Source organism: Ginsengibacter hankyongi (genome assembly GCF_008710285.1).
GTDB classification, from domain to species: Bacteria; Bacteroidota; Bacteroidia; order Chitinophagales; family Chitinophagaceae; genus Ginsengibacter; species Ginsengibacter hankyongi.
In genome coordinates, this window is the sequence record NZ_VYQF01000002.1 from 382,148 (window position 1) to 397,742 (window position 15,595).

The window sequence follows — 15,595 nt, forward strand, 5'->3', positions numbered from 1 at the left end:
TATGAGCTACATTGCAAACATACAAGCACGTCAAATATTAGACAGCCGTGGAAATCCAACAGTAGAAGTGGATATTCTTACGGAGAATGAATTTTTAGGAAGAGCTGCAGTTCCATCGGGTGCAAGCACAGGCGTACACGAAGCGGTAGAATTAAGAGATGAAGATAAAAAAGTTTATGGCGGCAAAGGAGTTTTGAATGCTGTAAAAAATGTAAATACTTTAATAGCAGAAAAACTTACCGGCTGGGACGTTGCGGATCAAACCGGTATCGATGCAGCTATGCTGGCTCTCGACGGAACAGAAAATAAAAGTTCTCTCGGTGCCAATGCAATTCTGGCCGTTAGTCTTGCTGTTGCCAAAGCAGCGGCTTTGGAAGCAAATCTTCCGCTATACAGATATATAGGTGGAACCAACGCAAAAATTCTTCCCATTCCAATGATGAATATTTTGAATGGTGGTGCACATGCTGATAATAAAATAGACTTCCAGGAATTTATGGTAATGCCCGTGGGCGCATCTTCTTTCAGCGAAGCATTACAATGGGGCGTTGAAATTTTTCATGCATTGAAAGCAGTATTGAAAAAGAACGGTTACAGCACTAATGTTGGTGATGAAGGTGGCTTCGCTCCTAACATTCAAAGTAATGAAGAAGCAATAGAAACAGTACTTACTGCAATAGATAAAGCAGGTTATAAAACAGGTTCACAGGTATCAATAGCTATGGATCCTGCTGTAAGCGAAATGTACGATACCAAAGAAAAAGTATATCATTTTCATAAAAGTGATGGTAAAAAATTGAGCAGTGAAAAAATGGTAGACTTTTGGGAAAGCTGGGTCAAACAATATCCTATTATTTCAATTGAGGATGGTATGGCTGAAGATGATTGGAGCGGATGGAAATTAATGACAGATCGATTAGGTAAAAAAATTCAACTGGTTGGTGATGATCTTTTTGTTACCAATGTGAAAAGGCTTCAGAAAGGTATTGATGAAAATACTGCCAATGGCCTCCTGGTAAAAGTAAACCAGATTGGATCACTAACGGAGACTATAAACGCAGTTTCGCTTGCTCAGAATAATGGATATAATACTATAATGAGTCACAGAAGCGGTGAAACAGAAGATACCACTATTGCGGACCTTGCTGTGGCTTTAAATTGCGGGCAAATAAAAACAGGCTCTGCAAGTCGTACAGATCGTATTGCAAAATACAATCAACTGCTTAGGATAGAAGAAATTTTAGGAGACAGTGCTGTTTTTCCAAAAGGAAAAATTAAATTTGGTAAATAAATTATTCACATCGTTTCAAGAATATAAATTGAAACTGAATGATTTAAATATTAAAAAACCGGGATGCAACAGCTTCGCAACATTTTTACTAATAAATATTTAATAACAGGCATAGCTTTTGCAGTATGGATGCTGTTCTTTGACAGAAATGATATTTCGTTACAATTGAAGCGGGTTAATGAATTAAAAAAATTGCAGGAAAGTGAAAAGGTAATGGACCAACAAATTACCGATACCAAACACGAATTGACCCTTTTAAAAACCAACCCGGAAACTCTTGAAAAATATGCAAGAGAAAAGTATATGATGAAGAAAGATAATGAAGATCTTTTCATAATTATTTCCGATTCATCTTCAATTAGATAGGATACAATATTTCTGAAGTAAGATCGTTTTAGTTTTAGGATTGGATATTATTTATTTAAAGCCCTTAATTTCATGACCAAGTTCACACCAGAAGATCTGGTACAGTACCTCTATAATGAGACGTCTGTACAAAAGACAGCAGCGATAAAAGCAGCATTAAATACTGATTGGAATCTAAAGGAATCTTTTGAACAGCTTGTTGAGGCTCAAAAAAATCTGGAAAAAATTAAACTTTCTCCGAGAGACGAAGCAGTAAACAAAATATTGCAGCACACATCTAAAAAAGTGGGACAGCTTCATTCTCATTGATTTCATTAAAAAAAACTACTTTAGTCCCACCCAAAAGGTGGGATTTTTTTTATGACAAAGAAAGAAAGGTACCAGTTTGTAATAGGTTATTTTTTATCACATGCCCCCAACGCCGAAACAGAATTATTGTATGATGATCCTTATGAATTATTAGTCGCAGTTATTCTTTCGGCACAGTGTACAGATAAACGTGTAAATGAAACCACTCCTAAAATTTTTTCCAGGTTTCCGGACATTTTATCTCTGAGTAAAGCAACTCCGGAAGAACTCTTCCCTCTTGTCAAAAGTATTTCGTATCCAAATAATAAAACAAAGCACCTGATTGGTATGGCAAAAATGGTTATGGAAAATTTTGGAGGCAAAATTCCTATGACGGTAGATGAACTTATAAAGCTGCCCGGCGTTGGACGTAAAACCGCAAACGTGATAACATCTGTGATAGATTTGCAACCCAATATGGCAGTGGATACTCACGTCTTTAGAGTGGCTGCCCGCATAGGTCTCACTTCAAATGCTACTACACCTCTCGCAACCGAAAAACAATTAATTAAACATATTCCTACAAACCTAGTCCACAAGGCTCACCATTGGCTTATTCTGCATGGCCGCTACATTTGTGTGGCCCGTAATCCTAAATGCGATATATGCGGAATAAAATCTGTTTGTAAGTATTATCATTCCAAAAAAATAAGAACAATAATTGACCCGTTTCCGGTGAAGGATAATAATGCTGAAAGAATTAAATAAGGAACCCCGGGATATTATAACAATTTTTTTATTTCTTCTACTAACTCATGCCTGGTTAAAGGAATTCCCATTATTTTATTATGGCCTTTGGCATCTACCAGGTATTGATCCCTGATAATTTTTATAAGCTGCCCGTTATTGAGTTCCGGTATTAAAATATGCTCGAAGTTTTTCAGTATTTCGCCAAGGTTTTTAGGAAACGGACGAACATAACGGAGATGCACATGCGAAACAGAATGACCTTCCTTAAGCAAATCCACAACGGCGGATTTTATAGCCCCATAAGTGCTTCCCCATCCCAGTACAAGTACCTTTCCCTTTTCAGGTCCGTTATCAATTTTTTGTTCAGGGAGGTAATCAGCAATTTTATCGATTTTCTCCTGTCGAACCTTTACCATCATTTGGTGGTTTTCAGGATCGTAACTTACATTGCCCGTTATGTTTTGTTTTTCAAGCCCTCCCACTCTATGCTCAAGGCCCGCAGAACCTGGGATAGCCCAAGGCCTTACTAATTTTTCATCTCTTAAATAAGGTTGAAAAACTTCTTCATGATGGCCCAATTCATTTTTAAACTTAACCTCTATCGGTGCCAGGTCTTTACTTTCAGGATATTTCCAGGGTTCAGCACCGTTGGCTATATAGCCATCACTCAAAAATATAACAGGCGTCATGTGCTGAACCGAAATGCGCACGGCTTCATACACTGCATCAAAACAATCACTTGGCGTTGATGCTGAAACTATTGGCATAGGGCACTCTCCATTTCTTCCGTAATAAGCTTGCAATAAGTCGCTTTGTTCCGTTTTTGTAGGTAAACCGGTAGAAGGACCGCCTCTTTGAATATTACAAATGACTAATGGGATTTCCAGCATTACTGCCAGCCCCATTGCTTCTGACTTTAGAGCCATGCCAGGCCCACTTGTAGACGTTACGCCAAGACTACCGCCATAAGCAGCTCCTATCGCAGAAGAAATTGCCGCTATTTCATCTTCAGCCTGAAAAGTTTTCACTCCAAAAGCCTTATGCCGGCTTAATTCATGTAAAATATCGCTTGCGGGAGTTATAGGATATGATCCCAAAAATAATTGTAATCCACTCATTTGCGAGGCAGCAATCAATCCATAAGCCACCGCCTGGTTACCCATAATACTGCGGTAATTGCCGGCGGGCATTTTAGCCTTTTCGACAGAATATCTTGTTGTAAAGGTTTCAGTGGTATCACCATAGTTATAACCTGCCTGAAGTACCTTGATATTACTATTTAGAATATCTGGCTTTTTCGAAAATTTTTCTGTTAAAAACCTGATAGTATTATCCATACTACGGTTATACATCCAATATAAAAAGCCCAACACAAACATATTTTTTGCCCGGTCTTTTTCTTTAGTCCCCATGTCAAACTCTTTCAGGGATTCCCGTGTTATTTTAGTAACATCAATTTTAATTACTTCATAATTATCAAGACTACCATTTTCTAAGGGATTAACGCCATCAGGGTAGTTTGCCAGGCGCAGATTTTTTACATCAAAGCCGTCCACGTTTACAATAATTTTGCCGCCCTTTTTTAAGGCGTTTAAATTACTTTTTAAGGCAGCAGCATTCATGGCTACTAACACATCGCATGTATCTCCTGGCGTAAATATCCTGTCACTGGAAAACCGTAGCTGAAAACCGCTTACTCCGGGTAATGTGCCAAGCGGGGCCCTGATTTCAGCAGGGAAATCAGGAAATGTGGCTAGGTCGATGCCCAACATCGCGGTATTATTGGTAAACTGTGTGCCGGTAAGCTGCATCCCATCGCCACTATCGCCTGCAAATTTTATTACAACATCCTGTAATACTTCTTCTTTAACGTTCATTATATTTTATGATTTACAAATTTAAAAGTTTGTGAGGAAGATTGTATCATTTGTTTTCCATTTTTCCATCTACTTAAAGTCTTAACAATATTTAAATTCTGCTGCTTACAATTATTTTTTCGATTTTAAAGATTTTATCATTTTTTTAAACTCGCTTTCAAATTCTTTCAGAATACTTTTATTCAGCGAGTAAATGCTGCTGGTTTTATGAGCCGTTCCATTAATCAACCCACAATTCTTCAATTCTTTCAAATGCTGTGATACTGTTGACTGTGAAAGAGGGAGTCTTTGTACGAGGTCGTTGCAGTTACAAGTTTGCTGCCGGGCAAGAATTTTTAAGATAGAAATACGTGCAGGATGCGATAGAGCCCTGGCAAACATTGCAAGATGTTGCTTCTTTTTTCCGAATGCTTCTTTTTTATGAACAGGCATGTGAATATGTTTTTCAAGATAGTAATAAAATAAATATAGAATCTTCGAAATTTTTATAAATTACCCAAGTACAAATAAGCCCTTTCTTTGCAGATATATTTATGACCTTCCAGGGATGCTCCAAAAAACGCAGTACATAAAGAATTTTCTTTTCAGTCAACACCTTGCTGATGGGATAAGAATTACTCTTGAGATTATATTACCTGCTATCGTTTGTGCGCAATTTGGAAAACTCGAAACCGGTATCACCATTTCGTTAGGAGCATTATGCGTAAGTATAAGCGACGCCCCGGGGCCCGTGAAGCATAAACGAAATGGAATGTTGTATTGCAATATTTTTATTTTCTTCATGGCAGTGCTAACCGGGCTGGTTAACACTAATGTCTTCTTACTTGGAATACTAATCGCCGTATCGTCTTTTTTCTTTACCATGTTCTCTGTTTATGGAAACCGTGCGGCTTCAATTGGAACAGCGGCGTTGCTGGTAATGATACTGCGAATGACCAGTATAACGACCCCCATAAACGTAGTTTATGAAAGTGCCTTAATTTTAGGCGGCGGTGTTTGGTATATGGTTGTTGCTTTATTTCTTTTCCGGCTTACACCTTATCGCCCGGCACAAAGATCGCTGGGCGAATGTATTCATGAAACGGCAAAATACCTGCGTATAAAGGCAGAACTCTACGATACAAAAAAAAATATATCCGACGAATATAAGAAGCTGGTGATGCAACAGGTAGTAGTTAATGAAAAGCAGGAACAGGTGCGGGAATTGCTGTTTAAAAACCGGGAAATATTAAAGGAATCTATACGTAGCGGCCGCATACTGGTGTTAACTTTTGTCGATTTAATAGATTTGTATGAACACATTACGGCAACCTGGTACGACTATAATTCCCTTCATGAAAAATTTTCTGATACAGGAATTCTAAATGAAGTCTCCGTTATAATAAAAAACATTGCTGATGAGTTGGACAATATTGGCTCCGCTATTCAGTCGAACATTTTCTATAAAAAGAAATATGATTTAATTCCTGAACTTGATAAACTAAAATCAAAAATAGATTCAACAGGTGAAAAAAATAAAAGTGTTTTTATTTTAAAAAAAATATTGGTAAACCTGCGGAATGTAGGTGAACGTGCAAATAATTTAAGTAATTATTTCGGAACGGATATAAACAAAAGAGAAGTTCAAAGCGGTAGCGACTATTCTAAATTTGTTACCCATCAGCCTATTAATGGAACTGTTTTTAAAGATAATCTTACCCTTAAATCTTCAGTATTCAGGCATTCGTTGCGCATGATGATTACTTGTATTGTTGGTTATGTTATTTCTAAATTTTTGCCTAACGGGTATCATAGTTACTGGCTGCTATTAACCATTATCGTTATTTTAAAACCTGGCTTCAGCCTTACAAGGCAAAGAAATTTTGAAAGATTTACGGGAACTATTGCGGGCGGGTTAATCGGTATTTTAATTTTAGCGTTTATTCATGACCGTATGATTTTGTTTTCGTTAATAATATTTTTCATGATTGGGACTTACACTTTCCAGCGGCTTAATTATATAGTGATGGTTATTTTCATGACGCCTTATATATTAACGCTTTTTAATTTATTGGGATTAGGTTTTATGAATGTAGCAGAAGAGCGTTTACTCGATACCGGTATAGGCTCGCTGTTATCGTTTATGGCGAGTTATTTATTATTTCCACACTGGGAGTCTGCGCAATTAGATGATTATATGAAAAATGTGCTGAAAGCTAATATCAATTACCTGTACAAGTTCGCAGATATTGTTCGTGGAAAAAACAATTCTGTTTTAAACTATAAGCTTACAAGAAAAGAAGTATTCCTAAGTAACGCTAATCTATCGGCCGCTTTTAACAGGATGTTATCCGAACCAAAAAGCAAACAGCGCAAAGGAAATGAAATATATAAATTTGTTGTATTGAATAATGTTCTTTCCTCAAACATTGCGGGGCTTATTGCAGGCAGTTCTGGCTATGAAAATATTACTGACCAAAACGAAGCTTTGCTATACGTCAGGCAATCTATTCATAATCTTGAGGAAAGCCTTGCAGAATTTGAAGAAAACTATTTACCGGGTGTAGAGAAAATAAAACTTCCCGAGTCTTCAAAAGTTGTAAAGAACCTCAACCTCCAGTTTTTTGAGCAATTTAATTTTGTTCATAAACTCACTATTAAAATAAATAAAACAGCGGTTGCAATTGCAAGGCGATCTTAATTCACCAACTTTATTCCTGCTTGCTTTTTTCTTCCTCGCTAATTAAGCTGGCATGTTTTGGAGTTATCTTCTTTTCAATTATCTCATCTTTTTCTGCTCTCCTTTCAAGGCCCTTCATACCCCAGTGAAGAATAATCGGTATTAATAAAAGAGTGCAATATGCTACAATAGGAAAAAAGAAAAATAAAAGATATGAAACAATAAAAACCAATGGAATAGTAAGGCTCCTGTAAACTCCAAGCATTATCCTGGCTTTTGAAATTTGCCGGGTAAGCATTTTTCTCTTTGGGTTACTAACGTACACCCAAAGCCAGCAATTCATTAGGCCTGTTAAAATCATATTTATTGTATAAATGCCATATGGAATTCTAAGGTTGGTCATAGAACTATATTCTCCCAACAAACCGGCACTAAAGGGTAAAGTAACCACCGTTAACAGAAAACCAAGATTGAGCCAGATTAACGAAGTAGAATTTTTGATGACGTACCCGAAAATTCTGTGGTGAACCGACCAGTAGTGGCCCACGATGCCAAAGCTTATTACAAACCCCAAAAACTTAAAGCTCATTGCTGAAATTGATTGCCAAATGAGTTTATCGGTTGCATCGTGTATTACAGGCGGCGTTATTTCTATTACCAATAAAGTAATTGTGATAGCAAACACTGCATCTACAAAAAAAGTAAACCTTTCTACCTGGAAATACTGTCTTTCTTTATCATGTTTGGCTTCCTGCATCTGCAAATAATATTTTAAAAGTTAACTAACGCAATTAATTGTTTCGGCTACTGGTATATGTATTTTCGAAATTTTCTTAACAGTCAGATCTAACGGTATTTTAACTGCATAAAGTTATTAATTCTTTACAAAGGTTTCAAGAAGGATTTTTTATTTGATTGTTTAATAATTTTGAAAGCTTCATCATAATTAAAAAAGGTTTGTTCGAAAACAAACCTTTTAAGAATACCCATCTTTATCACCAATTTTAATTAGTTCCACTTGACTGCATGCCCCCACGTTGCGGACGCAACGTGGGCTCTACTTCATCTTTAAATTTCTTGTACTGGTCTTCAGTAAAAATTGTTTTCAACTTATCATCACGATCGTTCATCATTTTTACAAATTCACTCCTGTCGGGCCTGTTACCACTGGCTCTTGCATCTGCTCTCATTTTATCCTGCGCTGTATAAAAATCGGTAAAGACAGCAGCTGTTTTACTTTGTTCGGCTGTGTCAAGGCTCAATGGCGTGGTTAATTTATCCATTACCGATTTTACACGCTCTTCTACTGTGCGGCGCTGCATTCCCTCTTGTGCACTTGCACTTATTGTTATTGCAAAAAAAAGTGCAATAAACATCGTGATTTTTGCTTTCATACTTTGATTGTTTATTGGTTGTTATAAATGTTTAAAAATTTAGTTATGTGGGTGTTCTCTTCCTGTTCTTCCGGTCATCCGGACAAAAACTTTTTGTATAGTACTGTCAAACTTTGGTAATTGACCGGGAGTGCAAATGTCCCTGACCATTTTAAAATGATTAAACATGTGAAGATCGAGTGCTTTTTGCCTGCCGGCAATTGCATCCGCCGCCTTATTTACGGATGAATCGTCCACCTGTAAAGAATAAACCAGGTTGTAAAAATCCATCTTTGATTTTCGTAATTGGTCAAATAAATTATGAAGTGTATTTAATTGATTTTTTCTTAAAGACTGGTACGCATCAAGCTGGGCTTTTGAGAAGCCAACTTCCTTTTGTAACATGTCAGACATGCCGTTTTGATCTTTTGAGCGGGAACTTTTCTGCGCCGGGTTATTCGTCACAAGGAAGAATACTAACATAGCAATATTCGTTATCAATAAAAAAACGATTATTGAAATGAGTGACCTGTTTTTTGTTGCTGGAGTCATTATGGCTTAGAGTTTTCAAAATCATATAAATTATAGCTTACCTGGCTGTATTCATCTGCTGTAGCTAATTCAGATCCCTGCGGCGCTAATGAATTACCGGAGGGATTCGATAAAAGGATAACCATGGCATTAATGATCAGCACAAAACAAATACATGCAAAAGCAACAACGGGCCTCGCTACAAAAGAAGTGAGCTTATTCCATACATTTCTTTCGTTTTGCATTCTTGCCTCAAGCCTTGTAAAAAGAAACGGGCGTGGAGCAGCCCTTTTAATGCCGTCCGTACTTTGCAGTACCTCATCAATTTTTTTATTTAAGAATTCGTCTTCCATATTATTATTTTTTTAGACGTTATTTTAATTGAAAACCTGCTCTTTTATTTAATTTAATTGAAATACATTTTTGGCCAAGCATAAAAATTATTAATTTTTATTGAGTGCCGTATAATAATCTTTTAATATTTTTTTAAGGTTCGCTTTCGCCCTGTGTAATAATGCATCAACAGCCGACTCGGTAATTTTCATTACATCCCCAATTTCTATGTACGACAATCCTTCTACTTTATTAAACACAAAAGCAGTTTTTTGATTTGGCGGCAATTGTTCCATAGCTTTAAAAAGAACTGCTGCGTTTTCTTTATTTTCCATACTTATACCGGGATGAAAAAAATCGGGTGGATCAATTACAGGCTGATCATTTTTACCATAAAGACTCTGTATAAAAGCAAATCGTTTTTTTCTTTTTTTCTTCCTGATGTGGTCCATCGCTTTTGAAACAGTAATGCGATATAACCAGGTGGAGAATTTTGATTCTCCTTTAAAAGATGAAACAGATTCAAACGCCTGCATGAAAGTTTCCTGCGTTACATCTTCTGCATCTTCTGCATTTTGCAAAATTCCTATTGCAGTATTATAAACCAGGTCCTGCCATGTTTCTACAATATTTTTAAAAGCTGTCCGGTCCTTTTTTTTAAGGCGCTCTATTAATTCTGTTTCTTCAATCAAAGCAAATAATTTTTTATGCTAAAGAGAAGGTCCGCCATGTCCTCCACCACCAAAAGGTGGGCCTCCGGGGCCACCAAATCTACGAAATTCATGGTCTTCCTGGGTGTTGTTAGGCTTCCCCTTGCCGAACGTCTTCAATTTATAGGTAAATGTCAGCATAAAATATTGTTGCAATACTTGGTTTTGTACATCCTGTATGTAAGATTCCGTAACATTACGGGTAATACTTTTATTTTGTTTCAACAGATCGAACACAGACAACTTTAATTCTCCTACCTGGTTCTTTAAAAATTTTTGCCCCACTGCTATGTTCCACAACCAATAATTTGTGTTATAGCCGCCAGCTAACCCTTTATAATATTCATTGCTTAAATCGTTATTAAAAAATAGTCCTCTTTTAGTAAGCAGGTTGGCAGAAATCCCTGCAGATTGAGTAAAATAATTATTATTAAGTGTTGGTTGCAAAGTATTTTTAACAGTATTAATATTACCGGAGTAAGATAAGTTGAAATCAACATACTCGCTTATGTTGCTGGATAATACGGCTCCAAAATTATAATTATAAGAATTTGAAATATTGCTAACATCATTAATCAGGCCTGGTTGTTTTGCATAACCGATTCCTGCATTCCAGTTCAAATTAGATTTCAAAAATTTTATAGGCAGGCCAAATGTGAAAAAAGATCTTGCACTTATGTACCCATTTAAGTTAACCGGCTTTGAAATTTGCGAACCTTTGAAAAGTGTAATAGTACGAGACAATGCCGAATCTTTAGACGCTGTATAAGTCGCATTCGCTACATAATTATTTATAGTTTGAAAAAATATGTTTGCAAAAAAACTTTGACCCTTAACGCTATTGGTATAATTATACCTTGTAATGATGTTATGGGTATATTGCTGTTGCAGATCAGGATTACCAGTGGAGTAAAAAAACTGGTTTGAATTATTAATTACATTTTGCAATTGAGTTACAGAGGGAGCACTTACAGATCCGCGATAAATGATTCTTAAATTACTTTTTGAAGAAAGCTTAAATCTTGAAAATACGTTGCCAAGAATGTTGCTGTACGAATTATCAATATGAGAAACCTGCGGAAAAACCTGGTCGCTTTTCAGCTCACTGTACTGATAGGAAACCCCCGCTGCAATCATATTATCCCTGTCGCCCCGCCGAAAAGTGATCCCCGTATTTTGAGTATTATAAGTATTGTTGAATTTATTACTTAGGCTGGTATCCAATAAAGAATATTTTGCCGACCCATCATCGTAATTAAATGTTTCCTGGTCTGCATTATTATTAGAAAATGAAGGATTATAATTTACCTGTAGCTGCCCTCTTTTTCCAACTGGTTCAGTGTACACTAAATTAAAACTGTATTTATTATTATGATTTTGCTGGTTGGATAACTGTCGTAATGAATCTGTTACGGTAGTAGACTTATAATACGTGTTTACAGCCGTTAAATAATTATCGCCAACCTTGTCGCTGGAACTATTACTAATTCCCAGTGAAATACTGCGGCCTCTTTTAGAAAATGCATGGCGAAATAACACCAGGTTGCTTAAATTATTTCCATGAAAGTTGCTGTTTATATCATTATCAGTGAGGCTTATTATATTTTGCTTGTTTACATCTGAATAGTTTACCCCATGAACGAAGTTGATTGAATTATTATTTTGGAAGTTTAAACTTGATGTCACTAAAATAGAATTGCTGGAATCGATCCGGTAAGTAAGTCTCACATTGGCCCTGTTGTTATAATTTTTATTATCAGAAATCGTGTTTTCATCATAATAATTGCTGCTGTCCTTTGTTATAATATTTTGCTGATTAAGCGCCTGGTTGTTGGAAGTGTTGCTGTTGTTAAAAAAATAACTTCCTGTTACATCAATATTTTTGCCCCAGGCATCGCTATAGTTTATACCAAATGCATTTGTTTTTGAAATTCCATTTTGTTGCCCCACGGTAAAATTACTTTGGTCTCCCCCTCTAAAATTTCCGCCACCACCACCGCCACGGCGTCCGCCACCGCCACGATTGCCTGAACTTGTAATACCCAACAAATCCTGCGATGAAAAATTTTGCTGATTAACATTATTCACCAGGCCCACCAAAGAAATTCTTCTCGCATTATTAAAAAAACTTACGTTGCCGCCACCGCTATACCTATTATCCGTACCATAGCCCGCGAATACACGGCCGAAATTGCCGGTGCGCATATCTTTCTTCGTAACAATATTAATCGCTTTTGTAGTATTGCCATCGTCAAAGCCTGTTAGTTGCGCCTGGTCGCTCAATTTATCAAAGACCTGGATCTTATCAATAATTTCAGCCGGAAGATTACGTAAAGTAGCTGTAGCGTCATCTCCAAAAAAATCACGACCATCAACAGTAACTTTTTTTACTGTTTCTCCCTGTGCAGTAACAGTTCCGCTTTTATCCACCGTAATGCCGGGCATTTTCTTGATCAAATCTTCACTGGTAGCATCGGGATTTACTTTAAACTGGCTGGCAGCATAATCCAATGTATCGTTATTTTGTTTTACGGGTGGCGGAGCTCCGTTTACAATTACAGCCTGGAGTGTTTTGGCGCCTTTGGCAATTGCGATTACGCCTAAATTATTTGTATTTGCATCAACGGAAATCATTTTAGCAACGGTTGCATATCCTATTGAAGTTGCAGTAAACGTATAGTTTCCTGCGGGCACATTAATAAATGTAAAACTTCCTTTATTATTACTTACAGAACTAAAGACCCGTGAAGATGAATCTGCAGAAGCCAATTTTATTGTTGCATTCGGTACAGGTGAGTTATCATTTGCATCCTGCAAAATACCCGTTACAGATTGAGCTTTAGCAGCAGAAGAAAATGCGGCAATAAAAAGGCAAGCAAATAAAATTCGATACATGTTGTATAATTGATTCGTCATTTTGACGACAATAAAAAATAAAACCTGTGGAGGAACTATTTTATATTTTGCAAATGCTAAAATTTAAATTAGAACACATTTATTTTTTATATTCCGGATAATTCCGGCTTTTATATTTCATTAACACTACTAAAACTCATTTCAATTATCTTGCAGGTTCTTAAATAAATAAAATATGGATTATAATAAAATTGTTTCGGTTTCCGGCATGAGTGGTCTCTTTGAATTGGTTTCTTCAAAATCTGATGGGGCCGTTGTAAGGTCAATAGAAGATAATACTACAAAATTTGTAAGCACACGGCAGCATAACTTTTCGCACCTGGAAAGCATTGAAGTATTTACTGTAAAAGACAATACTAACCTTTCAGAGTTGTTTGAAGCGATGAAAAAAAGTAGCGAAAAAGTGCCTGACTCAAAAGCAGATAATAAAGCGCTGAAATCTTATTTCGAAAAGGTTTATCCTGACCTGGATTTCGAAAGAGTGTATGCGAGTGATATGAAAAAAATGGTGAAGTGGTTCCATATTTTAACCGAAAACAAAATAGAAATAAAATCAAAACAATCGGAAGAGGGAACAGAGGCAGTTTCTCCTGATACTACAGCAATTCCAAAACCTGTACGTAAAGAAACAACTCATGTAAAACCTCAAAAGGCTGCTCCGCGTAAAATTGAAAGCCGCGGGGTGAAATAAACCGGATACTCGATACTGGATCTCGGATACCTCATTACACATAACTTTTAACTCATAACTTTTAATTCAGGAAATGATTGAAGCATCTGCCGACATAAAAAAATTAGAAAGAAAGTTTCTTCCTAAAGATTTGGTTATAGCCAATTGGGAAACTATTGAACCCTACTTTAAAGAATTGTTGGAAAGAGAAATTTCATCGCCCGCGGAATTAAAAAAATGGCTTGGTGATATGAGCGAACTGGAAGCCGCCGTAAATGAAGACGTTTGCTGGCGCCAGATAAAAATGACTTGTGATACAACTGATAAAAAACTGGAGGAGTCATTCAATTTTTTCTGTATGGAAATTCAGCCCAGGATTCAACCTTATGCTGATGCGCTTAATAAAAAACTGATCAGCTCTCCTTTTATAAATAGTCTCGAAAAAGAAAAATATTTTACTTACCTGCGCTCAGTTAAAAAGAGTATTGAGCTTTTTCGTGAAGCCAATATTCCATTGCAGGCTGAGCTTGCCGTATTGCAACAACAATACGGAATAATTACAGGCAAGATGATGATTGAAGTTAACGGTAAAGGGTACACGCTGCAGCAGGCCGCTAAATTTTTAGAAAGCCACGACAGAAAATTAAGAGAGGAAGTCTATCGCAAAATAAACGCAAGAAGATTAGAAGATAAAGATGTATTAAATCAACTTTTTAATCAATTAATAGAAAAAAGACAACAGGTGGCAGTTAATGCCGGTTTTGAAAATTACAGGGATTATAAGTTTAAAGAGCTTGGTCGCTTCGATTACACAAAAGAAGATTGCTTCAGGTTTCATGATTCTGTAAAGCAACATGTATTGCCGTTAGTGAATAAGATTTATGAGAAGAAAAAGAAGAAATTACAATTAGATGATCTGCGTCCATGGGATACAGAAGCCGAGCCGGAAGGAACCAAACCGCTCACTCCTTTTGAAACAGGAAGTGAACTATTGAATAAATCTATTGAATGCTTCACAAAGCTTCGCCCCTTCTTTGGCGATTGCCTGAAGCAAATGAATACCATGAAGCACCTTGACCTGGAAAGCAGGAATGGCAAGGCACCAGGAGGTTATAATTGTCCGTTGGCTGAAAGCGGCGCCCCTTTTATTTTTATGAATGCTGCAGGGCAGATGCATGATGTAACAACCATGGTTCATGAAGGCGGTCATGCTGTTCAATCGTTTCTTACACATAAACTCGAACTGAATGCATTCAAAGACTACCCCATGGAAATTGCAGAAGTGGCCAGTATGTCAATGGAGCTTTTTACCATGGATTACTGGGATGTATTTTTTGATAATAAAGAAGATCTCACAAGAGCGAAAGAACACCAGCTCGAAAGAACGATAACTATTTTTCCATGGATAGCCGTTATTGATAAATTTCAACATTGGATTTATGAACATCCGCAACAAACAGTTGAAGAAAGAACCAACGCATGGATGGAAATCCTCAATGATTTTTCAGATGATGTAATTGATTACTCCGGCCTTGAAAGTTTCAGGGAAAATCATTGGCAAAAGCAATTGCATTTATTTGAAGTTCCCTTCTATTATATTGAATACGGCATTGCACAATTAGGAGCAATAGGCATGTGGATGCAGTTCAAGAAAAATCCTGAACAGGCGTTGGATAATTATATGAAAGCATTAAGCCTGGGTGGCACTAAAACCTTACCCGAGCTATATAGAGTTGCAGGACTTACATTTGATTTCTCACCTGAAAATATTAAAGTGCTGATGGATTTTGTGAATGAAGAGATGGAGAAATTGCAATAGCCGATTTCTAAA

At 36.7% G+C, this 15,595-nt stretch carries 15 protein-coding genes; 7 read left to right on the forward strand and 8 right to left on the reverse strand.

Features of this window, described 5'->3' with window-relative positions:
- Position 1 precedes the first annotated feature (1 nt).
- From eno to nth, 4 genes are all read left to right on the forward strand, one after another.
- Positions 2–1,291: a phosphopyruvate hydratase gene (eno, locus tag FW778_RS11120; RefSeq protein ID WP_150414782.1), complete on the forward strand. Its 1,290-nt coding sequence runs from the start codon at positions 2–4 to the stop codon at positions 1,289–1,291.
- Positions 1,292–1,354: 63 nt separating this feature from the next.
- The gene (locus FW778_RS11125) at positions 1,355–1,657 is read left to right on the forward strand and encodes an FtsB family cell division protein (RefSeq protein WP_150414783.1); all 303 of its coding nucleotides are present in this window, start codon (positions 1,355–1,357) and stop codon (positions 1,655–1,657) included.
- Positions 1,658–1,729: 72 nt separating this feature from the next.
- Positions 1,730–1,966: a hypothetical protein gene (locus FW778_RS11130; protein ID WP_150414784.1), complete on the forward strand. Its 237-nt coding sequence runs from the start codon at positions 1,730–1,732 to the stop codon at positions 1,964–1,966.
- Positions 1,967–2,017: 51 nt separating this feature from the next.
- Positions 2,018–2,713: an endonuclease III gene (gene nth, locus FW778_RS11135; protein ID WP_150414785.1), complete on the forward strand. Its 696-nt coding sequence runs from the start codon at positions 2,018–2,020 to the stop codon at positions 2,711–2,713.
- Between the two features lie 14 nt (positions 2,714–2,727).
- Here nth and FW778_RS11140 read toward each other — a convergent pair whose 3' ends face one another.
- Together FW778_RS11140 and FW778_RS11145 are read right to left on the reverse strand one after the other, a co-directional pair.
- Positions 2,728–4,572: a 2-oxoacid:acceptor oxidoreductase subunit alpha gene (locus FW778_RS11140; RefSeq protein ID WP_150414786.1), complete on the reverse strand. Its 1,845-nt coding sequence runs from the start codon at positions 4,570–4,572 to the stop codon at positions 2,728–2,730.
- A 111-nt stretch (positions 4,573–4,683) separates the two neighbouring features.
- Positions 4,684–5,004 carry an ArsR/SmtB family transcription factor gene (locus FW778_RS11145; RefSeq protein WP_150414787.1) on the reverse strand — a complete coding sequence of 107 codons (321 nt, stop codon included), beginning with the start codon at positions 5,002–5,004 and terminating at the stop codon, positions 4,684–4,686.
- Positions 5,005–5,119: 115 nt separating this feature from the next.
- Here FW778_RS11145 and FW778_RS11150 point away from each other — a divergent pair, with 115 nt between their 5' ends.
- Positions 5,120–7,252 (forward strand): FUSC family protein, encoded by a 2,133-nt coding sequence (locus tag FW778_RS11150; protein ID WP_150414788.1) that lies wholly within the window; start codon positions 5,120–5,122, stop codon positions 7,250–7,252.
- A gap of 10 nt (positions 7,253–7,262) precedes the next feature.
- Here FW778_RS11150 and FW778_RS11155 read toward each other — a convergent pair whose 3' ends face one another.
- The 6 genes from FW778_RS11155 to FW778_RS11180 all read right to left on the reverse strand — a co-directional run bounded on the left by FW778_RS11155 (position 7,263) and on the right by FW778_RS11180 (position 13,073).
- Positions 7,263–7,988: a TMEM175 family protein gene (locus tag FW778_RS11155; protein WP_150414789.1), complete on the reverse strand. Its 726-nt coding sequence runs from the start codon at positions 7,986–7,988 to the stop codon at positions 7,263–7,265.
- A 247-nt stretch (positions 7,989–8,235) separates the two neighbouring features.
- Entirely contained in the window at positions 8,236–8,625 is a 390-nt protein-coding gene (locus tag FW778_RS11160) for a hypothetical protein (RefSeq protein ID WP_150414790.1), read from the reverse strand.
- A 39-nt stretch (positions 8,626–8,664) separates the two neighbouring features.
- Positions 8,665–9,156 carry a Spy/CpxP family protein refolding chaperone gene (locus tag FW778_RS11165; RefSeq protein WP_150414791.1) on the reverse strand — a complete coding sequence of 164 codons (492 nt, stop codon included), beginning with the start codon at positions 9,154–9,156 and terminating at the stop codon, positions 8,665–8,667.
- Positions 9,156–9,488, reverse strand: coding sequence for a hypothetical protein (locus tag FW778_RS11170; protein WP_150414792.1), 333 nt, complete (start codon positions 9,486–9,488; stop codon positions 9,156–9,158). Before FW778_RS11170 ends, FW778_RS11165 begins: the two co-directional genes overlap by 1 nt.
- Positions 9,489–9,578: 90 nt before the next feature.
- Entirely contained in the window at positions 9,579–10,160 is a 582-nt protein-coding gene (locus FW778_RS11175) for an RNA polymerase sigma factor (RefSeq protein ID WP_202552190.1), read from the reverse strand.
- Between the two features lie 18 nt (positions 10,161–10,178).
- A complete protein-coding gene (locus FW778_RS11180; RefSeq protein WP_150414793.1) occupies positions 10,179–13,073 on the reverse strand; it encodes a TonB-dependent receptor in 2,895 nt (964 codons plus the stop codon).
- 196 nt (positions 13,074–13,269) lie between these two features.
- Here FW778_RS11180 and FW778_RS11185 point away from each other — a divergent pair, with 196 nt between their 5' ends.
- Both FW778_RS11185 and FW778_RS11190 read left to right on the forward strand, forming a co-directional pair.
- Positions 13,270–13,785 (forward strand): DUF5606 family protein, encoded by a 516-nt coding sequence (locus FW778_RS11185; RefSeq protein ID WP_150414794.1) that lies wholly within the window; start codon positions 13,270–13,272, stop codon positions 13,783–13,785.
- Between the two features lie 73 nt (positions 13,786–13,858).
- Positions 13,859–15,583 (forward strand): M3 family oligoendopeptidase, encoded by a 1,725-nt coding sequence (locus FW778_RS11190; RefSeq protein ID WP_235906215.1) that lies wholly within the window; start codon positions 13,859–13,861, stop codon positions 15,581–15,583.
- The last annotated feature ends 12 nt before the right edge of the window (positions 15,584–15,595 follow it).

Excerpts from the sequence above, each read along its gene's own strand:
- eno (WP_150414782.1), top strand. The coding sequence starts at position 2 with ATGAGCTACATTGCAAACATACAAGCACGTCAAATATTAGACAGCCGT.
- FW778_RS11125 (WP_150414783.1), top strand. The coding sequence starts at position 1,355 with ATGCAACAGCTTCGCAACATTTTTACTAATAAATATTTAATAACAGGC.
- FW778_RS11130 (WP_150414784.1), top strand. The coding sequence starts at position 1,730 with ATGACCAAGTTCACACCAGAAGATCTGGTACAGTACCTCTATAATGAG.
- nth (WP_150414785.1), top strand. The coding sequence starts at position 2,018 with ATGACAAAGAAAGAAAGGTACCAGTTTGTAATAGGTTATTTTTTATCA.
- FW778_RS11140 (WP_150414786.1), bottom strand. The coding sequence starts at position 4,572 with ATGAACGTTAAAGAAGAAGTATTACAGGATGTTGTAATAAAATTTGCA.
- FW778_RS11145 (WP_150414787.1), bottom strand. The coding sequence starts at position 5,004 with ATGCCTGTTCATAAAAAAGAAGCATTCGGAAAAAAGAAGCAACATCTT.
- FW778_RS11150 (WP_150414788.1), top strand. The coding sequence starts at position 5,120 with ATGCTCCAAAAAACGCAGTACATAAAGAATTTTCTTTTCAGTCAACAC.
- FW778_RS11155 (WP_150414789.1), bottom strand. The coding sequence starts at position 7,988 with ATGCAGGAAGCCAAACATGATAAAGAAAGACAGTATTTCCAGGTAGAA.
- FW778_RS11160 (WP_150414790.1), bottom strand. The coding sequence starts at position 8,625 with ATGAAAGCAAAAATCACGATGTTTATTGCACTTTTTTTTGCAATAACA.
- FW778_RS11165 (WP_150414791.1), bottom strand. The coding sequence starts at position 9,156 with ATGACTCCAGCAACAAAAAACAGGTCACTCATTTCAATAATCGTTTTT.
- FW778_RS11170 (WP_150414792.1), bottom strand. The coding sequence starts at position 9,488 with ATGGAAGACGAATTCTTAAATAAAAAAATTGATGAGGTACTGCAAAGT.
- FW778_RS11180 (WP_150414793.1), bottom strand. The coding sequence starts at position 13,073 with ATGTATCGAATTTTATTTGCTTGCCTTTTTATTGCCGCATTTTCTTCT.
- FW778_RS11185 (WP_150414794.1), top strand. The coding sequence starts at position 13,270 with ATGGATTATAATAAAATTGTTTCGGTTTCCGGCATGAGTGGTCTCTTT.
- FW778_RS11190 (WP_235906215.1), top strand. The coding sequence starts at position 13,859 with ATGATTGAAGCATCTGCCGACATAAAAAAATTAGAAAGAAAGTTTCTT.